The sequence below is a fragment of the Nocardioides bruguierae genome (assembly GCF_023656415.1).
Classification (GTDB): Bacteria; Actinomycetota; Actinomycetes; order Propionibacteriales; family Nocardioidaceae; genus Nocardioides; species Nocardioides bruguierae.
The window spans coordinates 37,366-59,999 of the sequence record NZ_JAMOIL010000019.1; the positions used below are offsets into that span (position 1 = coordinate 37,366).

A 22,634-nucleotide genomic window follows, 5' to 3' on the forward strand; every position below is an offset into this window, starting at 1 on the left:
ACCAGCAGCCGACGGCCCCGGGACCGCGAGATCCCGGGGCCGTCGTGCGTCCGGAGCCAGGGACCATGCGGCGTCAGGGCAGGGCGTAGACGTCCTCGGCGACGTGCACGAGGAGGCCGTCGGCGACCAGCGCGGCCAGGCACCGCAGCCGCTGGGCCTCCGGGCCCCACGCCGCGTCCAGGGCGGAGCGGCGGACGGGTCCGTCGGCGTCGCGCAGCACCGCCATGAGGCGCCCGCGGCACTGCCGGTCGGTGCCGTCCCAGGCCTGGGCGCGGCGGGCGGGTCCGTCGTAGGCGGGGTAGCCGGCCGCGCGCCAGGCGCACTGGTCGGCCACGGGGCACTCCTCGCACCGCGGCCCCGCCGCCGTGCAGACCAGGGCGCCGAGCTCCATCACGGCCACCGCCCAGGTGGCGGCGGTCGCGTCGTCGTCGGGCACCAGCAGTGCAGCCTCCTCGCGCTCGGCCTTCGTCACCGAGGGGCGGGGGTGCTCCGCGCCGCCGACGACCCGGCCCAGCACCCGCCGCACGTTGGTGTCGAGCACGACGTGCCGCCGGCCGAAGGCGAAGGACGCCACGGCCGCCGCGGTGTAGTCACCGACACCGGGCAGGGCCAGGAGAGCCCCGTGGTCGTCCGGGACGAGGCCGTCGTGCCGCTCGGTGATCGCCACCGCGGCCGCGTGCAGCCGCAGGGCCCGGCGGGGGTAGCCCAGGCGCCCCCAGGCCCGCACGGCCTCGCCCACCGGCTCGGCGGCCAGGGCGGCCGGGGTGGGCCAGCGCTCGAGCCAGGCGGCGTGCACGGGCAGCACCCGGACGACGGGCGTCTGCTGGAGCATCAGCTCGGAGACCAGCACCGACCAGGGGCTCGCCTCCGGCCGCCGCCAGGGCAGGTCGCGGGCGTGCTCGTCGTACCAGTCGAGGACGGGCTCGTGGAGGGTCGAGTCGGGCACGGCCCGACATTCTGCCCGTCGGTGTGCCTCCGACCGCCAGGGGGCACGGCTGACTAGCGTGCTCGCCATGCCCCGCCGTCGTCCCCGTGCCGCCCGGAGGGCCTCGTGAGCCGCGGTCGCCTGCCCGCCCGCGTGTACTGGGTCCGACGCGTCGTCGTGCTCGGCGCCGTCGCGCTGCTCGTCGCCGTCGTCGTGGGCGCGGTCCGGCTCGTCGCCGGGCCCGGCACCACCGAGCAGGCCCAGCAGGTCTCGGCGGGCACGGAGGCGGGCACGTCCGCGAGCGCCGATCCCAGCGCCGACCCCTCCGCCGACGCCACCGCCGACGCCACCGCGAGCGCGGGCCAGAGCACGGGCCAGCGCAAGAAGAAGCGCACGGCCACCGCCACGCCCACGCCGACCCCCGCGGAGCCCGAGGGCACCTGCGAGGACAGCCAGGTGGTCGTGACCCCGACCGTCGGCACCGTCTACGCGGGCGCCGGCGCCACGTTCACCCTCGAGCTGAGCACCCGCAAGGTGGCCGCCTGCTGGTTCGACGTCTCCCCGCGCACGGTCGTGGTGAAGGTCAGCGACGACGACGGGGAGGTGTGGTCGACCCGTGAGTGCCGCCGCGCCCTGACCGACCTCTCGGTCAGCCGCCTGGCGGTGCGACGCGACTCCACGACGCCGGTGTCCCTCGCCTGGAGCGGCCGGGAGTCCGACGAGGGCTGCACGGTCAGCACCGACTGGGCCGAGCCGGGGGAGTACGAGCTCCAGGCGGCGTCGCTGGGCGGCGAGGCCGGCAGCACCACGTTCACCATCACCACGCCCTGACCGGCGAGCAGCCGGCGACCGCCCGGCGCCGGCCGGGCCCCACCGAGGAGCACCCGTGAGCGGACCCGTCGAGTACGACCTGCAGGCCGGCTGCGCCCGCTTGACCCTCAGCGCCCCCGACCGGGGCAACGCCCTCGACGCCGCCTCGGCCGGTGCGCTGCTGGCCGCCGTGCAGCAGGCCGGGCGCGACGGCGCGCGGGTGATCCTGCTGCGCGCCCAGGGGCGCTTCTTCTGCGTGGGTGGCGACCTCGCCGCCTTCGCGGGCTCCGACGACGTGGGCGGCTACGTCGACGACCTGGCCGAGACGCTGCACCGCACGGTCTCCGAGCTGACCCGCAGCCCCGCCGTCGTCGTCTCCGCCGTGCAGGGCGCGGCGGCCGGTGCCGGGTTCCCGCTGGCCGCGGCGGCCGACGTCGTCCTCGCGGCCCGCTCCGCCTCCTTCGGCCTCGGCTACGGCCGCGTCGGTCTCTCCGTCGACGGCGGCACCACCCTGCTCACCCAGACCCTCGGCCTGCACCGCACGCTGCGGCTGGCGCTGCTGGGAGACCGGCTCACCGCCGCCGAGGCGCACGACGCCGGCCTCGTCGCCCGCGTCGTCGAGGACGACGGCCTGGACGCCGCGTCCGAGGAGGTGGTCGCCTCCCTGCTGGCCGGCTCGGCGAGCGCCGCGGCCCGCACGAAGGCCCTGCTGCGCGAGGGCCTGGGGGTGGTGCCCGAGGCGCTCATGCGCGAGGAGACGTTGGCCATCCGCGCCCTCGTGGAGAGCCCGGACGGTCGGGAGGGCGTGCGCGCGTTCCTGGCCAAGGAGCCGCCGGCGTTCGGCTGAGCGCCCGGCCGCGGGAGACGTCCTCGTCAGTCCGCGGCTGCGGCCAGGACAGCGGTGAGGTACGGGGCGACCAGCGCGGCCAGCTCGTCCTCGTCGGCGTCCTGCGGCACGGCGCGCCGCAGGACCAGGAGCATCAGCGAGCCGTGCACGAGGTCGCCGAGCAGGTCGGTGGAGAGGCCGACGGGCTCGCCGCGCTCCAGGGCCCGGCGACGGATGAGGTCGATGGCCTCCACGGGGGCCGGGTCGACCGTGGCGCCGACCGGCGGTGCGGCCTCGGCCGGTCCGCCGTCGGGGGCGGCGGGCAGCGCGTCGAGCGCCAGTCGGTGCCGGACGAGGGTGGCCGGCTGCGACCACGACTGGAGCAGCCCCACCATCAGCGCGCTGAGGTCGCCGGCGAAGGAGCCGGTGTCCTCCGGGTCGGGCTCGACCACCGAGGAGGCCACCGCGTCGGCCAGCAGGCGCTCCTTGTCCTGCCAGCGCAGGTAGATCGACGACTTGCCCACGCCGGCGCGGCGGGCCACGCCGTTGAGGCTGAAGCCGGCCCGACCGTAGGCGGCGTACTCCGCGACCGCGGCACGCATGATACGCTCGTCCGCCCCGACTTCGCGCGGGCGCCCCACCGACCTGACCTGGCTCATGCGGCTGATCCTGGCAGAAGGTAAAGACCCGGGGCGGTTTGTTTCAGTTCCGCCTGCGTCCAGATATGCCGAGGCACCTACCCAGAACCGGGCTCGACCACCGTACGGGCGAGGCGGTAGCGCACACGCGCGCCTAGCGTCGGCACGCCCCCGCGTCCCGCGGGCGGCAGGACGACGGGCGCCGTGCACGTGCGGCGCAGGAGGGGGCGGACCGTGCCCGAGGAGCACAGCAGCAGCATCAAGGACCCGGAGCTGTACGAGTCGCTGCGGGAGGACGGCGCTTCCAAGCAGAAGGCCGCCCGGATCGCCAACGCGGCCGCGGCCTCGAGCCGCGAGGAGGTCGGGTCCCGCGGTGGTGGGTCGGGCAGCTACGAGGACTGGACGGTCGAGCAGCTGCGCGAGCGGGCCCGGGAGCTGGACGTGGAGGGGCGTTCCTCCATGACCAAGGACGAGCTGGTGGAGGCCTTGCGCGAACAGTGAGTCACTGGTCCGGACCAGGGACCGAGGTCCCACGGACACCGGGCAGGACGCCCTCGCCCGTCCGGGCGAGGCGCGTGACGTGCGGGCCTCGATGACGTATGACTGTGCGGCAGGTCGTCCGCGGTGGACCGGGCAACTTTGCACAAGCGTTCGACATACAGAATATTTACATTTGTGGGGTCACCTCCGCGGGTGAAACCCTCCTCGGCGTCTGTGCTGCGACCCCTCTCGGGGGCTACGTTCTAGTGGTGAGTGCCAACCGACCTGTTCGCGTCGCGCTCATCGACAACTTCGAGGTTTCGTCGGTGGGTCTGCGTTCCATGCTGACCTCCTACACCTCGCGCGTGGTGCTCCTCGACCCTCGCGCGGCCCTGGAGAGGCCGACGACCGTCGACGTCGTGCTCTACGAGCCGGCCCGGCAGACGCCGACCTCCCAGGCGATGCTCCGTGACCTGGTGCGCGGCTCCGGTGCCGTGGCCGCGATCTACTCGTGGCGCGACCCGGACGGCGACTCGGTGCGCGGCAGCTTCGCCATCCACCTCTCGAAGGCCATGCCGGTCTCCGACCTGGTGGCCTCCGTGGAGGCGTTGCGCGACGGCGGCGAGGTCGCCTCGCTGCGGCGCATCCCGGCCGACCCCGGTCCGCTGTCCGTCATCGACCAGACGGTCGACGGCGCGCACGACCTGACCCCGCGCGAGGCCGAGATCCTCTCGCTGGTCACCCAGGGGCTGACCAACTCCGAGATCGGGGCGCGGCTCTACCTGAGCATCAACTCGGTCAAGACCTACATCCGTGCGGCCTACCGCAAGATCGACGTGACCCGTCGCGCTCAGGCCGTGGCCTGGGGCATGGAGCACGGGCTGGCCCCGCTGGCCGAGATCCGCGGGCCGGAGGCTGCGCCCGGCGACGCGTCCCCGAATGCCTCCACGGCCGTCGCCGAGGCCCGCCGGCACGCGGTGGAGGCGCTCGGCCAGGAGCCGGTCGCCGAGCAGGCGGGCTCGCTGTGAGTCCGCTTTCCTGACCCGCCTGTCGCGGAGCCTCATTCGTTCAGACGAGACCCGAGCGGGTGAGTTTCGCGGCGGACGAGGCGCCGCTACTGTGGCGCCACGGCCCACCGATTCCACCGGCCTCGGGTGAGACATCACCGGACAACGGGTGGAGGGCCACGCGGCTCTGCCGCAGCCCTCGGCGGGCCCCGAACCGTACTCGGGGCCCGCCGACCAGGCTGGGATCTCTCGACAGGTACCCCGCCTCCCGGCGTTCTAATCAGTGGATCAGTCCACTTCTCAGCCGCGCCGCCGCATGCGCTCCGTGAGGGCGTGCGCCTCGCGCAGCAGCAGCCTGCCCAGCTCGGGGCGGCGAGCGTCCTCGAAACGGTGCTCGACACCGGTGAGCGAGAGCGCGGCCACGGGCCGCTCGTGCAGGTCGAAGACGGCGGCGGCCATGCCCCACGAGCCCCGCACGACGAGCCCGGGGTTGGTCGCCCAGCCCTCGCGCCGGGTCCGCTCCAGCAGCGCGCGCAGCGGCGCCGGGGCGTGCTGCTCGCCGTGCTCGGCCACCAGGTCGACGCGCGAGAGGTAGTCGTCGATCTCGTCCTCGGGCAGGTGCGCGAGCACCGCGATGCCGGCCGAGACCACGCCGAGCGGGAAGCGGGAGCCCTCGTGCAGCACGTGGCTGCGCAGCGGGAAGCTGCCGTCCTCGCGCACCAGGCAGACGGTCTCCTCCCCGCGGCGCACCGAGAAGAAGGCGCTCTCGCCGGTGGCGTCGGCCAGGCGGCGCACGAACGGCTGGGCCAGGGCGGTCACGTCGTAGCGGCGCGCGGCGGCCGCGCCGAGCAGGTACAGCTCGGGGCCCACGTGCCAGTCGCCGGTGCCGGGGTCCCGGTCGGCCAGCCCGGTCTCGGCCAGTGCGGTCAGCAGGCGGTGGGTCGTGGCGCGGGGCAGGCCCGCCGCGCGGGCGAGGGCGGAGGTGCCCGCCCCGTCCGGCTCCGCCCCCGCGAGGGCGCGCAGGACGGCGGCGGTGCGGCCGACGCCGTCCACGGGGGTGTCCACTCACCGAACGGTAGCGGCTGGCGCTGCTCACTCACAGGCCAATCCGAGGCCGCCTGCCGGACGGCCGTTGACGTGACCGCCGTCACGGGGCTGGACTCGACGCATGGACAAGGTGGTCTCCTCCGCGGCCGAGGCCGTGACGTGCGTCGAGCCCGGCGCGACCCTCGCGGTCGGCGGGTTCGGTCTGTGCGGCATCCCCTCGGTGCTCATCAACGCCCTGCTCGAGGCCGGCGTCGACGATCTCGAGGTCGTCTCCAACAACGCCGGCGTGGACGACTGGGGCCTGGGGCTCCTGCTCGCCGCCGGCAGGCTGCGCCGCGTCGTGGCCTCCTACGTGGGCGAGAACAAGGAGTTCGCGCGGCAGTACCTCTCCGGCGAGCTGGAGGTGGAGCTGACCCCGCAGGGCACGCTCGCCGAGCGGATGCGCGCCGGCGGCACCGGCATCCCCGCCTTCTACACCGCCACCGGCGTGGGCACCCAGGTCGCCGAGGGCGGCCTGCCCTGGCGCTACGACAGCGAGGGCAACGTGGCCGTCGCCAGCCCGCCGAAGCCCACCGCGCGGTTCGACACCCCCGAGGGCGAGAAGGAGTTCGTGCTCGAGCGGGCGGTCGTCGCCGACGTCGGCCTCGTGCGCGCCTGGAAGGGCGACCGGCACGGCAACCTCGTCTTCCACGCCGCGGCCCGCAACTTCAACCCGCTCGCGGCGATGTGCGGCCGCTTCACCGTGGCGGAGGTCGAGCACCTCGTCGAGCCCGGCGAGCTGGCCCCCGACGAGGTCCACGTGCCCGGCGTGTTCGTGCACCGCGTCCTCCCGCTCACCCCCGAGCAGGCGGCCGAGAAGCGGATCGAGAAGCGCACGGTCCGCCCCGCCCACCCCACCGCCGAGACGGAAGGTGCCTGAGATGCCCTGGAACCGCGACCAGATGGCCGCCCGCGCGGCCACCGAGCTCAGCGACGGCATGTACGTGAACCTCGGGATCGGCCTGCCCACCCTCGTCCCGAACTTCGTGGACGACGACGTGGAGCTCGTCCTCCAGAGCGAGAACGGCATCCTCGGCGTGGGCGCCTACCCCGTCGAGGGCACCGAGGACCCCGACCTCATCAACGCCGGCAAGGAGACCGTCACCCTGCGGCCCGGGGCTTCCTTCTTCGACTCCGCGCTCAGCTTCGGCATGATCCGCGGCGGCAAGATCGACGCCGCCATCCTCGGCGCCATGCAGGTCTCGGCCACCGGCGACCTGGCCAACTGGATGATCCCCGGCAAGATGGTCAAGGGCATGGGCGGGGCGATGGACCTCGTGCACGGCGCCAAGAAGGTGATCGTGCTGATGGAGCACGTCGCCCGCGACGGCAGCCACAAGATCGTCACCGAGTGCTCGCTGCCCTACACCGGCCGCGGCGTGGTGCAGCGGATCATCACCGACCTCGCCGTCCTCGACGTCACCGACGACGGCCTCGTGCTCGTGGAGCTGGCACCGGACGTGACGGAGGAGCAGGTGCGCGAGGCCACCGGCGCCCCGCTGCGCAGCGCCCTGGTCGCCTCCTGACCTCCTCGGCCTCCCGGGTGGCGACGCGAGGGAGGGTGTCGGCTCAGCCGGTCTGGTACCGACGCCACCGCCCGGCCGTGGTGCCGTGCTCGCCGATCGCGACCACCCGGACGCGGTGCGTGCCGGGCGCCGGGGCCGCGAGCACGACACGGCGGACGTCGGGGGAGGCCCGGGTCCGCTCGGCGGTGCCGCCCAGGCGGTAGGCGAGGACCGGCGCCCCGGTGTCGCCCGCGCCGCGCCAGGCGACCACGACGGAGCCGTCCGCGCGCACCCGGACGCGCGGTCGGCCGGGTCGGGCCGGGCGCAGCGCGTCGCCGCAGCCGGTGACCGAGACCTCGTAGGAGCCGAGGCTGGCGTAGTCGTCGTAGCCGCCGTCGCTCCAGGAGCCCTCGCCGACGCCGTCGACCAGCAGCACCCAGGCCTCGCCGGCCTCGGGCACGGACAGGGTGGCGTCCAGGCCCTCGACCACGCCGCGCGCGGCCGTGGCGGTGGGGGCGGCGGTGACCAGGGGAGAGCCGGGGTCGGTGCTGCGCACCAGCCGGGCGCGCACGTCGAGGTCGGTGCCGTCGCTCGGCGCCGCCACGCGCACCTGCGCGCCCGCGGCGCAGGTGCCGAGCGCCCAGGCGTCCACGTCGTCGCTGGTGCCGATCACGCCGGCGGCCACGACGGCCCCGCCGCCGTCCGTGGTGAGGCCGTCCGTGGTGAGGCCGCCCGTGCTGAAGACGGGCGTCGCGTCGGCGGGCAGCGACGGCGCCTCGTCCGCCCGCAGCCCGAGGCGGCCGACGAGGATCGCGAGGTCGTCCTGGGTGTTGGTCGCACCGGGGTAGTCGCCGCGGCTCCACTGGGTGAGGGGGCGGTAGTAGCCGACCCCCATGATCGGCGCCCACACCCCCTGGCCGCGCGAGTAGGACGAGGTGGTGTCGCCGTCGTGGGTGAGACCGAGGTTGTGGCCGGCCTCGTGCGAGGCGGCCTCGGCCACCGACTTCGCGCTGCCGCCGGTGCCCTGCGGGAAGACCCAGGCGGGCTGGTGCCGCCCGCCCGTGGCGGCGAAGGTGCCGACGAAGGCCAGGCCGCCGCAGCCGCGCGTGCACAGCTCGGCGTAGGCGCCCACGCTGGGGGTGATGAGCACCCGGGTGCCGTAGCGGGTGTCGGCCGTGTCCGTGCGCACCAGGGCGTCGGTGCCGGGGTCCTCGGTGGTGACGTCCACGTCGAAGGCCGCGAAGTCCTCCGCGACCCGGGCCCAGACCTCCTGCACCCGCGCGAGCTCGGCGTCGGAGAAGGCGGGGCCGTCACCGGCCGGGTCCCAGGCCGGGTGCGCGCCCTGCACCGTGAGGCTCCACGCGCTGCCGATCACCTGCTCCGCGGCGGTGGTGCCGTCGACGTCGAGCAGGATCGTGAGCGCGGCGCCGGGGTTGCTGTGCAGGGCGAACGTGCTCTCCAGCGGGGCCACCCGGGCGCTCGTGGCGTCGGCGGTCGTCCGCGCCGCGACGGGGGCGGCCGGCTCGGTGTACACGAGCCGCCCGTCGCGCACGGTCGCGGTCTCGTCCTCGGCGAGCACCTCGTGGGTCGCGGCGACCGACAGCCCCGCGCGGGCCGCGACCGCGGCCAGCGGGTCGCTCGCCGGCTCGGCGCTGCTGGGCCCGGTGCCGAGCACGCCGAGGGGCGCCGCGAGCGCGGCGGCGGCGAGCCCCGCCACGAGGCGGGGCGGGAACGGCACGGGCACGGATCAACACCTCCGGGGCGTTGATCGGCCCCGGGGCGTGCCGGTGCAGGCGGGCACGGACAAGATCCGGCCAAGGACGGTGCAGGAACGGTGAAGGCGGGGGCCGGACGGCCCGGGGACGCGGGGCGCCGGGCCCGCCGCGTCCGGGACGGGTGGACCTGCGTCCACCGAGTAGGCCCTGTCGGTCTCGAACCGACGACCAGCGGATTAAAAGTCCGATGCTCTACCAACTGAGCTAAGGGCCCGGGGTCGGCCAGGCCGACGGCGTCAGGGTAACCAGCGGGCACCCGCGCGCCCGCATCCGCCTGCGCCGCGGGGCCGCCCGCGCGGGGTCAGGCGAAGAGCAGCCAGAGCACCAGGAGCGCGGCGAGCACGACCCCCACCACCACCAGGGTCACGAGGTGGAGACGGGCGGGGCCGGCGCTGCTGGTCGAGGGGGGGGGGCATGGCTCTCCGTGAGTCAGGTGGTCGGGTCGGGCGTCGCCGGAACCATGTCAAGACGCCACTGCTGACGGATACCCCCTGCCGCACCCTCGGACATCCCCGGACATCGCCCGTTCGGGCGAGGGCGTCCGGGGTGTCCGTGACCGGCGCCGCACGGCCGCACCTCCGGGTGAGCCCGTCCGGGCGAGGCCGTCGGGGTGGGACGACCCGGCGTGGGCCCGACCTAGCGTCGACGGCGTCCAGCCATCGACCCGTCCCCAGCGAGAGGACCCTCGTGACCCGCATCGGCTACACCCTCATGACCGAGCAGTCCGGCCCCCGGCAGCTCGTCGGCTACGCCCGCGACGCCGAGCGCGCCGGCTTCGACTTCGAGGTCTCCAGCGACCACCACAGCCCGTGGCTGACCGAGCAGGGCCACGCGCCCTACGCCTGGTCCGTCCTCGGTGCGGTCGCGCAGGTGACCGAGCGGGTCGAGCTGATGACCTACGTGACCTGCCCGACGATGCGGTACCACCCCGCCGTCGTCGCGCAGAAGGCCGCGACCATGAGCCTGTTGTCGCAGGGGCGCTTCACCCTGGGCCTCGGCTCGGGGGAGAACCTCAACGAGCACGTCGTCGGCGAGGGCTGGCCGGCGGTCGAGACGCGGCAGGAGATGCTGGAGGAGGCGATCCACATCATCCGGCGCCTCACCGACGGCGAGCTGCTCACGTACCGCGGTGACCACTTCGCCGTGGACGCGGCGCGGGTCTGGGACCTCCCGGAGGACCCGCTGCGCATCGGCGTCGCGGCCGGCGGGCCGAAGGCGGTCGGACGGTTCGCGCCGCTCGCCGACGACCTCATCGCCACGGAGCCGAACGCGGACCTGGTGCGGGCCTGGGACGACGTCGACGGGGTCTCCGCGATCGGGTCCGGCGCCCGTGCCATCGGCCAGGTGCCGATCTCGTGGGACCCCGACGAGAAGGTCGCGATCGAGCGCGCCCACGAGCAGTTCCGCTGGTTCGCCGGCGGCTGGAGCGTCAACGCCGACCTCCCCACCACCCAGGGCTTCGCCGGCGCCACGCAGCTGATCAGCCCCGACGACGTCGCCGCCAACATCGCCTGCGGCCCGGACCTCGACAGGCTGGCGGCGTCCATCACCGCCTTCGCCGACGCCGGGTTCACCGACGTCGCCCTCGTCCAGATCGGGGACGAGGCGCAGCAGCGCTTCCTCGACGAGGCCGCCGAGCCCCTGCTGGCGCGGGTGCGGGAGCGGCTGCAGGGCTGAGGCCGGGCGGGGTCAGGGCGCCGCTGCCCCGAACGCCGAGGCGAGGAACGCCTGCGTCACCGGGGTGACGGTCTCGGCGTGCACCACGAGGCTGACCCGGTGCCGGGGGTCCGCGTCGGCCAGCGGGCGGGTGGCGACCGCGCCCGGCCCGGCCGCGTCGCCGAGGTCGCGCACCGTCGAGCGCGGGGCGATCGCCACGCCCAGCCCGTGCGCCACGCAGCGCACGACGTCCTCGAGCAGGGCCATCTCCAGCACGCGGCCCGGCGCCAGGCCGTGCGCGGCCAGCGCCGCGTCCACCTCGACCCGCGCCCGGGAGGAGTCGTGGAAGCGCACCAGCGGCCCGGCGGCCAGCAGGGCGGCGAGCGGCACGGCATCCTCGTCGGCCAGCACGTGGGCTGCCGGCAGCACGGCCACCTGCTCCTCGTCCAGGAGCACGCGTGCCTCCAGCCCGGCTGGCAGCGTGCCCGGGCCGCCTCCGCCGACGACCGCGGCGTCGAGGTCGCCGGCGGCCACGGCGGCGGCCATGACGGGGCTCGGGTCGGCCACCGTGCGGATCTCGACGTCGGGGTGGGCTGCGTGGAAGCGGCCCAGCATCCCGAGCACGTCCGTGGTGCGCGAGGCGGTCTGGGTGAGGCCGAGACGCAGCACGCCGCGTCGTCCTCCGCCCATCTCCGCGAGCTCCTCGCGGGCGTCCGCCACCTGTCCCAGGATGCTGCGAGCGCGCAGGCGCAGCGCCTCGCCGGCCTGCGTCAGCCGCACCGAGCGGGAGGTGCGCAGCAGGAGGGTGGCGCCGACCTCCCGTTCGAGGCGGGCCACCTGGGTGGACAGGGCGGACTGCGCCACGCCCAGCTCCCGGGCGGCGCGGGTGAAGCTGAGGTGGTCGGCGACGGCGAGGAAGTACCGCAGCTGCCTGAGCTCCACGTCGGTCTCCGTCCGGTCGGGGGTGCGGGATTCGGGGCGGAGTCTTCAGCGTCGACGATCTGCTTGCAACATCAATAGCCTGTGAGTTCTCTCGGAGGCAGATGGATGGACACGTGTCGGGCAGCCCTCGGGTCCTGCGGCGTCCGATGTCACAACGCCGTTGCACACCTTTCACTTGCGCGACTCACGATCACTGAGATCTCGGCACCCTCGACCCACCTCGGAGCGGTAGTGTCGGAAACAGCAACAGGTGCAAGTTCCAGCAGGTCGACGCCCGCGGAGTTTGTGATCCAACGGCGTTTCTGCTTGCACGGAGTCCTGCCGGACGAGCAAGTCGGAGCGGCGTGTCACCGCATCGGTTGCGGGGCCGTCGCAGTGGCGGTTCCACGCCCCGACAACAGGAGTAAGTGAGCGAACATGGCTCAGGGCACCGTGAAGTGGTTCAACGCCGAGAAGGGTTTCGGCTTCATCGCGCAGGAGAACGGCGGCGACGACGTCTTCGTGCACTACTCGGCCATCCAGGTCCAGGGCTACAAGAGCCTGGACGAGAACCAGAAGGTCGAGTTCGACGTCACCCAGGGCCCCAAGGGCCCGCAGGCGGAGAACGTCCGCCCCGTGTGACTTCCGTCCGGCCCTGGGTCGGACGAGGACGAGGTCCTGGCCCTGCGGGGTCGGGGCCTCGTCCCTTTTTCCTGGTGCCCGCCGGCAGTGCCTCGGTCCCCGGACTAGTCGGGTGCTGGGAACACGTTTCCTCGCCGCCGTCGTGGGGCAGGCTGGTGCGTGATGGAGACCAGCGGAGCTAGTGAGGCACGGGTGCAGGACCAGTTCGACGTGTCCCTCGAGGACGCAGACCTGCTCGGCGAGGTGGAGCTGACCACCTCGCTCATCATTGCTGCCTCCGAGTCGGAGGAGCACCTGCCCCAGGACGTGATCGACGAGCTGCTCGGGCTGAGCGGGGACTGACGCCCACCGCCTGCACGAGCCGTGCGCGGCCCACCGAGACCAGCGCGGACGACGAGCCCCGGCCACCGGCCGGGGCTCGCGTGCGTCCGGAGGTGCTGACGGTCGTGCGGCCCGCACTCTTGCGTGGATAGGGTAGGGGGGTACCCTATGGGCATGACCGAGAACGAGACCCCGCCGCAGGTGGACGTGAGCGACCCCGCGATCGACGCGGTGCTCGATCCTGTGCTCGATCCCGAGCTCGACCCGGACCACCAGCACGGGTACCTGAAGTCCAAGGACGACTACCTCAAGCGGCTGCGCCGGATCGAGGGCCAGGCGCGAGGGCTCCAGCGGATGGTCGAGGAGGACAAGTACTGCATCGACATCCTCACGCAGGTCTCCGCCATGACGAAGGCCCTGCACTCGGTCTCGGTGAAGCTCCTCGAGGAGCACATCAACCACTGCGTCATCGGTGCCGCCCGCACCGACGAGCAGGCCGGTCGGGAGAAGGTCGCCGAGGCGGTCGACGCCATCGCGCGTCTCGTCCGCTCGTGACCCCCGGCCCGTGACCACACCAGCACCACACCAGCAGGAGGCACCACCCATGACCACCAGCACCTTCACCGTCACCGGCATGACCTGCCAGCACTGCGTCTCCTCGGTCACCGAGGAGGTCTCCGAGATCCCCGGTGTCACCGACGTCGCCGTCACGCTGGACGACGGCAGCCTGGTCGTCACCTCCGAGCAGCCCCTCGACCGCGCCGCCGTCAGCGCCGCCGTGGACGAGGCCGGCTACCAGCTCGCCTGATGAGCGCCACGACGCCGACCCCCGCCCAGGCCTCGTCCCCGGGCGCCCCGGGTGCCGGTGAGGAGGCGCCCGGCCAGGACGTCGACCTCGCCATCACCGGCATGACCTGCGCGTCGTGCGCGCACCGCATCGAGCGCAAGCTGACGAAGCTCGAGGGCGTCACCGCCAGCGTCAACTACGCCACCGAGACCGCGCACGTCACGGCCCCGGTCGGCTACGACCTCCAGCGGCTGCTCGACACCGTCTCCGCGGCGGGCTACGGCGCCAGCGTGCCCGAGCCCGACGCCGAGCCGGAGGACGGCGACCCCGTGCTCGCCGGGTACGCGCGGCGCCTGGTCGTCAGCGCGGTGCTCACCGTGCCGCTGGTCGTGCTGTCGATGGTGATGCCGCTGCAGTTCCCCGGCTGGACGTGGGTGGCCCTCGTGCTGGCCGCGCCCGTCGTCACCTGGGGCGCCTGGCCGTTCCACCGGGCCGCCGTCCTCGGGGCCCGGCACGGCGCCACCACGATGGACACCCTGGTGTCGCTGGGCGTGACCGCCTCGACCGTCTGGTCGGTGGCCGTGCTGGTCAGTGGCCCCGACAGCGGCCACCTCTACCTCGAGACCGCCGCGGTCATCACCACGTTCCTGCTCGCCGGCCGCTGGCTCGAGCGCCGCGCGCGTCGCTCGGCCGGCGCCGCGCTCCGCTCCCTGCTGGAGGCGGGCGCCCGCGAGGCGACCCTCCTGCCGGGCTGGAGCCAGGAGCACCGCGAGGACGGCGTCGAGCGCACCGTGCCCGTGGCCGAGCTGGCCGTGGACGACGTCGTGCTCGTGCGCCCCGGGCAGCAGCTGCCCACCGACGGCGTCGTGCTGTCGGGCGCGTCGGCCATCGACGCCTCGGTGATCACCGGCGAGTCCGTGCCGGTGGACGCCGGCCCCGGCGACGAGGTCGTCGGCGGCACCCTCAACGTGGGCGGGCGGCTCGTCGTCCGCGCCACCGCGGTGGGGGAGCAGACCCGGCTGGCCCAGCTCGCCCGCATGGTCGAGGAGGCCCAGACCGGCAAGGCGGCCGCCCAGCGGCTCGCCGACCGGATCTCCGGCGTCTTCGTCCCCGTCGTCCTGGTGATCGCCCTGGCCACCCTGGTGGGCTGGGTGGCGCTGACCGGTGACCTCGGCAGCGCCGTCACCGCGGCCGTCGCCGTGCTCGTCGTGGCGTGCCCGTGCGTGCTCGGCCTCGCCACGCCCACCGCCCTCGTGGCGGGCACCGGCCGCGGCGCACAGCTGGGCATCCTCGTCCGCGGGCCCGAGGCCCTCGAGGCCGCCCGCGCCGTGTCGGTCGTCGCCCTCGACAAGACCGGCACCCTGACCACCGGTCGCATGAGCCTGGTGGGCGTGGTCGCCGCCTCCGCCGAGGCCGTGGAGGTGCACCGGGTCGCCGGTGCGCTGGAGTCGGCCTCCGACCACCCGGTCGCCCGCGCGATCGCCGAGGACCGGCCGGTCGACGGCGCCCGCGTGGAGGACTTCGCCGACCGGCCCGGTCACGGCGTCGTCGGCACGGTGGTCTCGCCCGACGGCACCGCCCTGCGCGCCGTCGTCGGCCGCCCGGAGCTGCTCGAGCGCGAGGGGCTCACGATCTCGCCGGTGCTGCACACCGCGCTCGACGCCTCCCGGGAGCAGGGCCGCACCGCGGTCCTGGTCGGCTGGGACGGGGAGGCCCGCGGCCTGCTCGAGGTCGCGGACACCGTCCGCGACGGCGCCGCCGACGCGGTCGCCGAGCTGCGGCGGCTCGGGCTGCGGCCCGTCCTGCTCACCGGTGACCACGAGGCCGCCGCCCGCGGGGTGGCCGCCCAGGTCGGCATCGACGAGGTCGTCGCCGGCGTGGTGCCCGAGGAGAAGGTGGACGCGGTCCGCCGGCTCCAGTCCGACGGCACCGGCGTCGCCATGGTCGGGGACGGCGTCAACGACGCCGCGGCCCTGGCCACGGCCGACCTCGGCATCGCCATGGGCACCGGCACGGACGCGGCCAAGCAGGCCGGCGACCTGGTGCTGGTGCGGGGCGACCTGGCCGTCGTCGCGGACGCGGTGCGGCTCTCGCGTCGCACCCTCGGCACGATCCGGGCGAACCTCTTCTGGGCGTTCGGCTACAACGTGGCCGCGCTCCCGCTGGCCGCCCTGGGGCTGCTCAACCCGATGATCGCCGGAGCGGCCATGGCCGCCTCGAGCGTCTGCGTCGTGGCCAACAGCCTGCGGCTGCGTCGCTTCCGCTGACCCAGCGCCGACTCGGCGTCAGCGGCAGGCCGCGAAGAGCAGCGGGCCCTCGGAGAGGTCGGAGAGGAACGGGCCGTCGGCGGGGTCCAGGCGCAGCGTGGCGACGTCGCCGTCCACCGCGGTCTCCTCCACCGAGAACCGCTCGGGGAACGTGCCGCCCTGGCCGGGGGCCTCGCCCGAGGCCAGGGTGGCGCGGGTGGTGGCGTTGTCGGTGGCCTGGTCCTCGTTCTCGAAGGCCATGGCGACCAGCACGTCCGCGCCGGCCTCGGGGTCGCCCGCCCCGTCGCCGTCGAGGGCGGCCATGGCCCAGCCGGCCAGCGGGTCCAGGTCGCCCGCCTGCGCGATGAGCGAGGCGCCGACCTCCTCGTCGGACGGGTCGGCCTCGGCCATCGAGAGCTCCGTGCACGCCTGGGAGCCGGTCAGCAGCGCGACCGAGAGCGGTGTGCCCGCCGCGTCCACCGCGTCCAGGGCGTCGGTGACGCCGGCGTCGTCGGTGCCCTCGCCGATGCCCGCCACCGCGTCCTCGAGGTAGGCCCGGTTGTCGCTGAGCAGCACGAGGTCGTCGTCGGCCAGCAGCGCCACGTGCGCCAGCTGCGGGGCACCCTGCAGCCCGGTGCTCGACTCCAGCGCGGCCACCACGTCGTCGCCGCCGGCCCACACGCCCGAGGTCGGGTCGGAGGGGGCGGTGTACCCCGCCGCGGAGAGCGCGTCGGCGAAGCCGGGGTAGAGGTCCTCGTCCGGGCCCGCGGGCACTCGCAGCACCTCGACGGCGCCTTGCGTGCCCTGCGCGAGCACCTCCCAGTCCGCGGTGAGCGGCGACCAGCCGTAGACCTCGTCCAGCAGGGTCGCGGCCTCGACCAGGCCGGAGCGGGAGGTGAGGTCGGCGTCGTAGCCGTCGTCGAGCAGGGCCTCCAGGTCGGCAGGGTCGGTGCCGACCACGCCCAGGCGCTCGCGGACGGCCTCCCAGTCGGTGAACGACCAGCGCTGGGTGTCCGCGGGGGTCGCGGCCACGGCCTGCTGGAGCGAGGTGGCCTGCGGGGCGAAGCGGGTGAGCCCGACCAGCACGAGGACCAGCACCGCGAGCACCAGCAGCGCCAGCACCGGCGGCGGCAGCGACCGCAGGCCGCGGCGGCGCTGCGGCTCGGTGGCGCTGCCGTCGTCCGGGCTCGTGCTGGTCGTGCCCGGATCGGGTCGCTGGCTCACCGAGGGTGCCTCCTTGCGGGTGGTCGTCGGGGTGTGAGACTACGGGGCATGGAGCTCAGCCCGCCGCTCTCCGGTGCCGAGGTGGCCGCGACGCAGGCGTCGACCGCCGAGACGACCGCCGCCGGGTGCGTGGTCCTCCGCAAGGGCGGCGACGTGCTGCTCGTGCACCGGCCCAAGTACGACGACTGGTCGTTCCCCAAGGGCAAGGTCGACCCCGGCGAGCACCCCGTGGCGACCGCCGTCCGGGAGGTCGAGGAGGAGACCGGGCTGACCGTCCACCTCGGCGCCCGGCTCGCCGACCAGACCTACCCGGTGGCGGCAGGGCGCAAGCGGGTCCACTACTGGCACGCCCGGGTCGCCGGGGACGACAGCGACGCCGGCGTGGCCGGCTACCACCGCGGCAACGAGATCGACCGGGTGCGGTGGGTGCCGCGCCGCGAGGCGGTCGGCCTGCTCACCTACGAGCGCGACCGCCGGCTGCTGGTCACGGCGATCCCGTCGCGCAAGCGCACCACGCCCGTCGTCGTCCTGCGCCACGGCGTGGCCACCGCCCGCAGCGAGTGGCGCCGCGACGACCGCGTGCGCCCCCTCTCCGACGTCGGACTGACGCAGGCCCGCGGCCTGGCCCCGCTGCTGGCCGCCTACGGCATCGAGCGGGTGCTGTCCTCGACGTCGACGCGCTGCCTGCAGACGGTCGCGCCCTACGCCCAGGGCCTCGGCCTCGCGGTGGCCCGCACGGGGGAGCTGAGCGAGGAGGGCGGCACCGCCCAGGGCGTGCGCGACCTCGCCGCCAACGCCGCCTCGGAGGCCTCCGGACGACGGCGGCCCACCCTGATCTGCTCGCACCGCCCCGTCCTGCCGTGGGTGCTGGAGGGGATGGGTCTGGAGTCGGTCCGCCTCGATCCCGGCGAGATGCTCGTCGCGCACCTGCGCGGCGACGACGTGCGCGACGTCGAGCTGCACCGGCTGCACGGCTGAGCAGGCCGTTCCCCGCGCCTGTGAGCCGGGTCACCTAGACCCGGTAGGCGCGAGCGTCAAGGCCGACCCGGGCGTGTTCACCTGCCGGCCCGCACACCTTCGCACCGAGGTCGCCGGATCGCCCACGTCGGTTCACTGCTCGTTCACCCAGCGCCCCGTGACGCGTCACTTCCGGTCCCTAGCGTCGCCGTCGCAACGCAGCAACCCCACTGACTTCTCAGGAGCACCTGAAGTGAAGACCACTCTCCGTCGCGCCATCGTTCCCGGTGTGGCCGCCCTCGCTCTCGCCCTCACCGCCTGCGGTGCCAGCAACGAGGAGACCGGCGGCGCGTCCGCCGACGCGGACACCAGCCTCTCCGGCGACCTCAGCGGCGGCGGCGCCTCGACCCAGCAGGCCGCCATGGGCGCCTGGGCCGTGGGCTTCAACGCGACCTACCCCGACGTGACGGTCAACTACGACCCGGTCGGCTCGGGCGGTGGCCGCGAGTCCTTCATCGCCGGCGCGTACCCCTTCGCCGGCTCGGACGCCTACCTCACCGACGACGAGGGCGAGCTCTCCGCCGCCAACGAGCAGTGCGGCGGCACCGCCATCGAGGTGCCCTCCTACGTCTCGCCGATCGCGATCGTCTTCAACGTCCCCGGCGTGGACGAGCTGAACCTCTCGCCCGACACCCTCGCGGGCATCATGGCCGGCCAGATCACCCAGTGGGACGACGAGGCCATCGCCGCCGACAACCCGGACGCCGACCTGCCGTCCGAGCGGATCAACGCCGTGCACCGCTCCGACGAGTCGGGCACCACCGAGAACTTCACCGACTACCTCACCGCCGTCTCCCCGGACGTGTGGGACGCGGGCGCCATCGAGGTCTGGCCGACCGAGTACGGCGGCGAGGGCGCGCAGGGCACCTCCGGCGTCATCCAGACCGTCTCCGGCGCCGACTACTCCATCGGCTACGCCGACGCCTCGCAGGCCGGCGACCTGGGCACCGCCAACATCGGTGTCGGCGACGAGTTCGTGGCCCCCTCCGCCGAGGCCGCCGCGAAGATCCTCGAGGTCTCCCCGGAGGCCGACGTCGCCACCGACACCCAGCTGGTCTTCGACCTCGACCACGAGACCCAGGAGTCGGGCACCTACCCGATCGTGCTGACCTCCTACCTCCTCGGCTGCACGTCCTACGACGACGCGAACACCGCCGACATGGTCAAGGCGTTCATGAGCTACGTGGTCTCCGACGAGGGCCAGGAGCAGGCCGCCTCCGAGGCCGGCTCGGCGCCGCTCTCGGACAGCCTCCAGGAGTCCGCACAGGCGATCATCGACCAGATCGGTTCCTGATCACGATCTCGTCAGGTTGATCGAGGGGCCCGGACAGGTGAGCATCCTGTCCGGGCCCTTCGGCACGACGGCTCCCGCTCCACCCCGAACCCTCCGCGAGACCAGGAGAACCACCCGGTGTCCGTGACAGACCCCGAGACCGACCTGCAGCCGATCGGCAGCACCAGCAGGGCCGGTGACACCATCTTCCGCGGCTTGGCGACCGCCTCCGCCGTGGTGATCGTCCTGGCCCTGGCCGGCGTCGCCGCGTTCCTCCTCGCGCAGGGCCTCCCGGCGCTGGACGGCGCCGGCGCCCGGTCCTACGGCTACGACAACATCTGGGTCTACACCGGCCCGCTGCTGTTCGGCACGCTGCTCGCGTCGGTGATCGCGATGATCGTGGCGACGCCGCTGGCGATCGGCGTGGCGCTCATCATCAGCCACTACGCGCCGCGGCGGTTCGCCAAGGGCCTGGGCTGGCTGATCGACCTGCTGGCCGCGATCCCGTCGGTCATCTTCGGCATGTGGGGCATCGAGTTCGTCGCCCGCAACATGGTGCCGGTCTACAACTGGCTCAACGACTACCTCGGGTTCATCCCGCTCTTCGCCGGCCCGGTGCCGACGTCGGGCCGCACGATGATGACGGCGGGCCTGGTGCTCGGCGTCATGGCCCTGCCGATCATCACCGCGATCTGCCGCGAGATCTTCGCCCAGACGCCGGTGATGCACCAGGAGGCCGCGCTGGCCCTGGGTGCCACCCGCTGGGAGATGATCCGGCTCGCCGTCTTCCCCTACGCCTCCTCCGGCATGGTCTCCGCGATCCTGCTCGGCCTGGGTCGCGCGCTGGGCGAGACCATGGCGGTCGCCCTCGTGCTCTCGCCGAGCATCGTGGTGAGCTTCAACCTGCTGACCGCCGAGTCGGGCTCCTCGTCCTCGACCATCGCGGCGAACATCGCGCTGAACTTCGGCAACGCGTCCGGCTCCAAGGTCGACGCGCTGATCTTCACCGGCCTCGTGCTGTTCGTGATCACCTTCGCCGTCAACTTCCTGGGTCGCTGGGTCGCCGCCCGGGCCGTGAAGAAGGGCTGAGCCCATGACCGACCTGGACAGCAAGCCGGCCGAGACCCACCTCGCCCCGCTCTCCCACGCCACGCTGCCCGGCTGGGCGCCGTGGGCCACCGTGGTCGTCGGCCTCGTCGTCGGCGCGATCGTCGGCGGCGTCATGCTCGGCGGCGGCGTGGTCGCCACCGTCGTGGTCGCGTGGCTCGTCGTCGTGCTCGCGCTGCCGCTGTGGTCGCGCGCCGTCGAGGGCGGCCGCAAGGGCACCGACCGGCTCGTCACCGTGCTCGTGTGGTCGACGTTCGGCCTGGCGATGATCCCGCTGGTCTCGCTGACCTGGCAGGTGGTCAGCAAGGGCGTCGGCATCCTGTCGCCGCAGTTCTTCCAGAACTCGATGGCCGGCGTGCTCGGCTCCGGCGGCGGCATCTACCACGCGCTGATGGGCACGCTCATCATCACCGCCCTGGCGACGCTCATCTCGGTGCCGATCGGTGTGCTCACCGCCGTCTACCTGGTCGAGTACGGCAAGAACAACACGTTCTCGCGGATCATCACGTTCCTCGTGGACGTCATGACCGGCATCCCCTCGATCGTGGCCGGCCTGTTCGCGTACGCGCTGTTCGTCGCGTTCTTCGGCCCCGGGGTCAAGATGGGCTTCGCCGGGTCGATCGCCCTCTCGGTGCTGATGATCCCCGTCGTCGTCCGCTCGACCGAGGAGATGCTGAAGCTCGTCCCGGCCGACCTGCGCGAGGCGTCCTACGCCCTGGGCGTGCCCAAGTGGCGCACGATCACCAAGGTCGTCATGCCCACCGCGGTGGCCGGCATCGTCACCGGTGTCACCCTCGCCGTCGCCCGCGTGGCCGGCGAGACCGCACCGCTGCTGCTGACCGCGGGCCTGACCAACTACGTGAACTTCAACCCGTTCGACGGGCGCATGACCACCCTGCCGGTGTTCATCTACTACGCGATCAAGGAGCCCGGCATCTACGCCGAGGAGATGACCGCGTACGCCTGGGGCGCCGCCCTGGTGCTGGTCGTGATCGTCATGGCCCTGAACGTCGTCGCCCGGGTCATCGGTGGCGTCTTCGCCCCCAAGACCGGCCGCTGACCCCGACTCCTCCACGAATCAAGGACACTGAACTCATGGCCAAGAGCATCGACGTCTCGGACCTGAACATCTACTACGGCGACTTCCTCGCCGTGGAGGGCGTCAACATCTCCATCAAGGCCCGCGCCGTGACCGCCCTGATCGGGCCGTCCGGCTGCGGCAAGTCGACCTTCCTGCGGTCCCTGAACCGCATGCACGAGGTCATCCCCGGCGCCCGCGCCGAGGGCAAGGTCATGGTCGACGGCCAGGACCTCTACGCCTCGGACGTGGACCCGGTGGCCGTGCGCCGCCAGATCGGCATGGTCTTCCAGCGGCCCAACCCGTTCCCGACGATGTCGATCTACGAGAACGTCCTCGCCGGCAAGCGGCTCAACGCCAAGAAGCTGAAGAAGTCCGAGGCCGACGACCTCGTCGAGAAGTCGCTGCGCGGCGCCAACCTGTGGACCGAGGTGAAGGACCGTCTCGGCAAGCCCGGCATGGGTCTCTCCGGCGGTCAGCAGCAGCGCCTCTGCATCGCCCGCGCGATCGCCGTCGAGCCCGAGGTCCTGCTCATGGACGAGCCCTGCTCGGCCCTGGACCCGATCTCCACCGCCGCGATCGAGGACCTCATCCACGACCTGAAGTCCGACTACACGATCGTCATCGTCACCCACAACATGCAGCAGGCCGCCCGCGTCTCCGACGACACCGGCTTCTTCAACCTGCGCGCCACGGGTGAGCCCGGCCAGCTGGTGGAGTTCAACCCCACCAAGAAGATGTTCACCAACCCGGACAACGAGTCGACCGAGTCCTACATCTCCGGTCGGTTCGGCTGAGCCGCCGACCCTCCTCGCCTCCCCGGCCCCCTCCACCCGTCTGCGGTGGTGGGGGTCGGTGTGCGTGTGGGGGGACTGGGATACGACCCACCACATTCGTGGTTCTTGCCCTCGAGAACCACGAATGTGGTGGGTCGTATCCCCGTGGGGCCAGGTCCTGTGGATGACCGGATGCGCAGGAGCGGCGCAGGGCGCAACCTGGGCGGGTGCCCCGCCCCCTCCCGCCGCCCGTGTCGTGGCACCCAGGTGTGCCCGGGGTGGAGCGTGCGTACCGGTCCGACATCACCGGCCGGGGAGGGCCGACGCCCAACGAGGCCCGAGGGCCGCGCTGGGTGTCGGTGGGACGCGGGTGCTTCCGACCGGTGGAACCGGCCCCCTCCGTCCTGCAACGCATCGCAGATGCCTCCTACCGGTTGCCGTCGGCGCCCTCGGGCATCACGGGCTGGGCAGCGCTGCGGTGGCTGGGCGCCACCTGGTTCACGGGCGTGGACGTCGGCGGCGAGCTGCGACCGG

General features: G+C 73.8%; 23 protein-coding genes and 1 tRNA gene. 17 read left to right on the plus strand and 7 right to left on the minus strand.

Features of this window, described 5'->3' with window-relative positions; genetic code table 11:
- Window positions 1-73: 73 nt before the first annotated feature.
- On the minus strand, window positions 74-946 hold the full coding sequence (locus M8330_RS14715) for an HhH-GPD family protein (RefSeq protein WP_250827952.1): 873 nt from the start codon (window positions 944-946) through the stop codon (window positions 74-76).
- Window positions 947-1,051: 105 nt separating this feature from the next.
- Between M8330_RS14715 and M8330_RS14720 the strand changes: the two genes are divergently transcribed.
- Window positions 1,052-1,756 carry a hypothetical protein gene (locus M8330_RS14720; RefSeq protein WP_250827953.1) on the plus strand — a complete coding sequence of 235 codons (705 nt, stop codon included), beginning with the start codon at window positions 1,052-1,054 and terminating at the stop codon, window positions 1,754-1,756.
- A gap of 55 nt (window positions 1,757-1,811) precedes the next feature.
- Window positions 1,812-2,582 (plus strand): enoyl-CoA hydratase/isomerase family protein, encoded by a 771-nt coding sequence (locus M8330_RS14725; RefSeq protein WP_250827954.1) that lies wholly within the window; start codon window positions 1,812-1,814, stop codon window positions 2,580-2,582.
- A 26-nt stretch (window positions 2,583-2,608) separates the two neighbouring features.
- On the opposite strand, the gene M8330_RS14730 is transcribed toward M8330_RS14725, so the two are convergent.
- Window positions 2,609-3,163, minus strand: coding sequence for a TetR/AcrR family transcriptional regulator (locus M8330_RS14730; protein WP_250827955.1), 555 nt, complete (start codon window positions 3,161-3,163; stop codon window positions 2,609-2,611).
- Between the two features lie 270 nt (window positions 3,164-3,433).
- Here M8330_RS14730 and M8330_RS14735 point away from each other — a divergent pair, with 270 nt between their 5' ends.
- Together M8330_RS14735 and M8330_RS14740 are read left to right on the plus strand one after the other, a co-directional pair.
- Window positions 3,434-3,700, plus strand: coding sequence for a DUF7218 family protein (locus tag M8330_RS14735; protein WP_250055013.1), 267 nt, complete (start codon window positions 3,434-3,436; stop codon window positions 3,698-3,700).
- A gap of 305 nt (window positions 3,701-4,005) precedes the next feature.
- Window positions 4,006-4,707 carry a helix-turn-helix transcriptional regulator gene (locus M8330_RS14740; RefSeq protein ID WP_250827956.1) on the plus strand — a complete coding sequence of 234 codons (702 nt, stop codon included), beginning with the start codon at window positions 4,006-4,008 and terminating at the stop codon, window positions 4,705-4,707.
- Window positions 4,708-4,986: 279 nt separating this feature from the next.
- On the opposite strand, the gene M8330_RS22520 is transcribed toward M8330_RS14740, so the two are convergent.
- The gene (locus tag M8330_RS22520) at window positions 4,987-5,751 is read right to left on the minus strand and encodes an IclR family transcriptional regulator (protein WP_250055017.1); all 765 of its coding nucleotides are present in this window, start codon (window positions 5,749-5,751) and stop codon (window positions 4,987-4,989) included.
- Between the two features lie 103 nt (window positions 5,752-5,854).
- Between M8330_RS22520 and M8330_RS14750 the strand changes: the two genes are divergently transcribed.
- Together M8330_RS14750 and M8330_RS14755 are read left to right on the plus strand one after the other, a co-directional pair.
- On the plus strand, window positions 5,855-6,652 hold the full coding sequence (locus M8330_RS14750) for a CoA transferase subunit A (protein WP_250055019.1): 798 nt from the start codon (window positions 5,855-5,857) through the stop codon (window positions 6,650-6,652).
- Window position 6,653: 1 nt separating this feature from the next.
- Window positions 6,654-7,298 carry a CoA transferase subunit B gene (locus M8330_RS14755; RefSeq protein WP_250055021.1) on the plus strand — a complete coding sequence of 215 codons (645 nt, stop codon included), beginning with the start codon at window positions 6,654-6,656 and terminating at the stop codon, window positions 7,296-7,298.
- 43 nt (window positions 7,299-7,341) lie between these two features.
- Here M8330_RS14755 and M8330_RS22525 read toward each other — a convergent pair whose 3' ends face one another.
- A complete protein-coding gene (locus M8330_RS22525; RefSeq protein ID WP_250827957.1) occupies window positions 7,342-9,021 on the minus strand; it encodes a zinc-dependent metalloprotease family protein in 1,680 nt (559 codons plus the stop codon).
- 172 nt (window positions 9,022-9,193) lie between these two features.
- A tRNA-Lys gene (locus M8330_RS14765) sits at window positions 9,194-9,266 on the minus strand.
- A gap of 473 nt (window positions 9,267-9,739) precedes the next feature.
- On the opposite strand from M8330_RS14765, the gene M8330_RS14770 reads away from it, so the two are divergent.
- Window positions 9,740-10,729, plus strand: coding sequence for a TIGR03557 family F420-dependent LLM class oxidoreductase (locus M8330_RS14770; protein WP_250827958.1), 990 nt, complete (start codon window positions 9,740-9,742; stop codon window positions 10,727-10,729).
- A gap of 12 nt (window positions 10,730-10,741) precedes the next feature.
- Here M8330_RS14770 and M8330_RS14775 read toward each other — a convergent pair whose 3' ends face one another.
- Window positions 10,742-11,650 carry a LysR family transcriptional regulator gene (locus M8330_RS14775; RefSeq protein WP_250827959.1) on the minus strand — a complete coding sequence of 303 codons (909 nt, stop codon included), beginning with the start codon at window positions 11,648-11,650 and terminating at the stop codon, window positions 10,742-10,744.
- 417 nt (window positions 11,651-12,067) lie between these two features.
- Between M8330_RS14775 and M8330_RS14780 the strand changes: the two genes are divergently transcribed.
- From M8330_RS14780 to M8330_RS14800, 5 genes are all read left to right on the plus strand, one after another.
- Window positions 12,068-12,271: a cold-shock protein gene (locus M8330_RS14780; protein ID WP_250055028.1), complete on the plus strand. Its 204-nt coding sequence runs from the start codon at window positions 12,068-12,070 to the stop codon at window positions 12,269-12,271.
- 162 nt (window positions 12,272-12,433) lie between these two features.
- Window positions 12,434-12,613 carry a hypothetical protein gene (locus M8330_RS14785; protein WP_250055127.1) on the plus strand — a complete coding sequence of 60 codons (180 nt, stop codon included), beginning with the start codon at window positions 12,434-12,436 and terminating at the stop codon, window positions 12,611-12,613.
- Window positions 12,614-12,799: 186 nt separating this feature from the next.
- Entirely contained in the window at window positions 12,800-13,147 is a 348-nt protein-coding gene (locus M8330_RS14790) for a metal-sensitive transcriptional regulator (RefSeq protein ID WP_372490226.1), read from the plus strand.
- 49 nt (window positions 13,148-13,196) lie between these two features.
- Entirely contained in the window at window positions 13,197-13,400 is a 204-nt protein-coding gene (locus M8330_RS14795; protein WP_250055030.1) for a heavy-metal-associated domain-containing protein, read from the plus strand.
- Complete coding sequence (locus M8330_RS14800; RefSeq protein ID WP_284704753.1) at window positions 13,400-15,646, plus strand: heavy metal translocating P-type ATPase; 2,247 nt, start codon at window positions 13,400-13,402, stop codon at window positions 15,644-15,646. The genes M8330_RS14795 and M8330_RS14800 overlap by 1 nt, the downstream gene beginning before the upstream one ends.
- An 18-nt stretch (window positions 15,647-15,664) precedes the next feature.
- On the opposite strand, the gene M8330_RS14805 is transcribed toward M8330_RS14800, so the two are convergent.
- On the minus strand, window positions 15,665-16,849 hold the full coding sequence (locus tag M8330_RS14805; protein ID WP_250827960.1) for a hypothetical protein: 1,185 nt from the start codon (window positions 16,847-16,849) through the stop codon (window positions 15,665-15,667).
- A gap of 48 nt (window positions 16,850-16,897) precedes the next feature.
- Here M8330_RS14805 and M8330_RS14810 point away from each other — a divergent pair, with 48 nt between their 5' ends.
- The 5 genes from M8330_RS14810 to pstB all read left to right on the plus strand — a co-directional run bounded on the left by M8330_RS14810 (window position 16,898) and on the right by pstB (window position 22,121).
- Window positions 16,898-17,827, plus strand: coding sequence for an NUDIX hydrolase (locus M8330_RS14810; RefSeq protein WP_250827961.1), 930 nt, complete (start codon window positions 16,898-16,900; stop codon window positions 17,825-17,827).
- Between the two features lie 232 nt (window positions 17,828-18,059).
- Window positions 18,060-19,160: a phosphate ABC transporter substrate-binding protein PstS gene (gene pstS / locus M8330_RS14815; RefSeq protein WP_250055038.1), complete on the plus strand. Its 1,101-nt coding sequence runs from the start codon at window positions 18,060-18,062 to the stop codon at window positions 19,158-19,160.
- A 117-nt stretch (window positions 19,161-19,277) separates the two neighbouring features.
- On the plus strand, window positions 19,278-20,228 hold the full coding sequence (gene pstC, locus M8330_RS14820; protein ID WP_250827962.1) for a phosphate ABC transporter permease subunit PstC: 951 nt from the start codon (window positions 19,278-19,280) through the stop codon (window positions 20,226-20,228).
- A gap of 4 nt (window positions 20,229-20,232) precedes the next feature.
- Entirely contained in the window at window positions 20,233-21,306 is a 1,074-nt protein-coding gene (gene pstA / locus M8330_RS14825) for a phosphate ABC transporter permease PstA (RefSeq protein ID WP_250827963.1), read from the plus strand.
- A 35-nt stretch (window positions 21,307-21,341) separates the two neighbouring features.
- On the plus strand, window positions 21,342-22,121 hold the full coding sequence (gene pstB, locus M8330_RS14830) for a phosphate ABC transporter ATP-binding protein PstB (RefSeq protein ID WP_250055044.1): 780 nt from the start codon (window positions 21,342-21,344) through the stop codon (window positions 22,119-22,121).
- The last annotated feature ends 513 nt before the right edge of the window (window positions 22,122-22,634 follow it).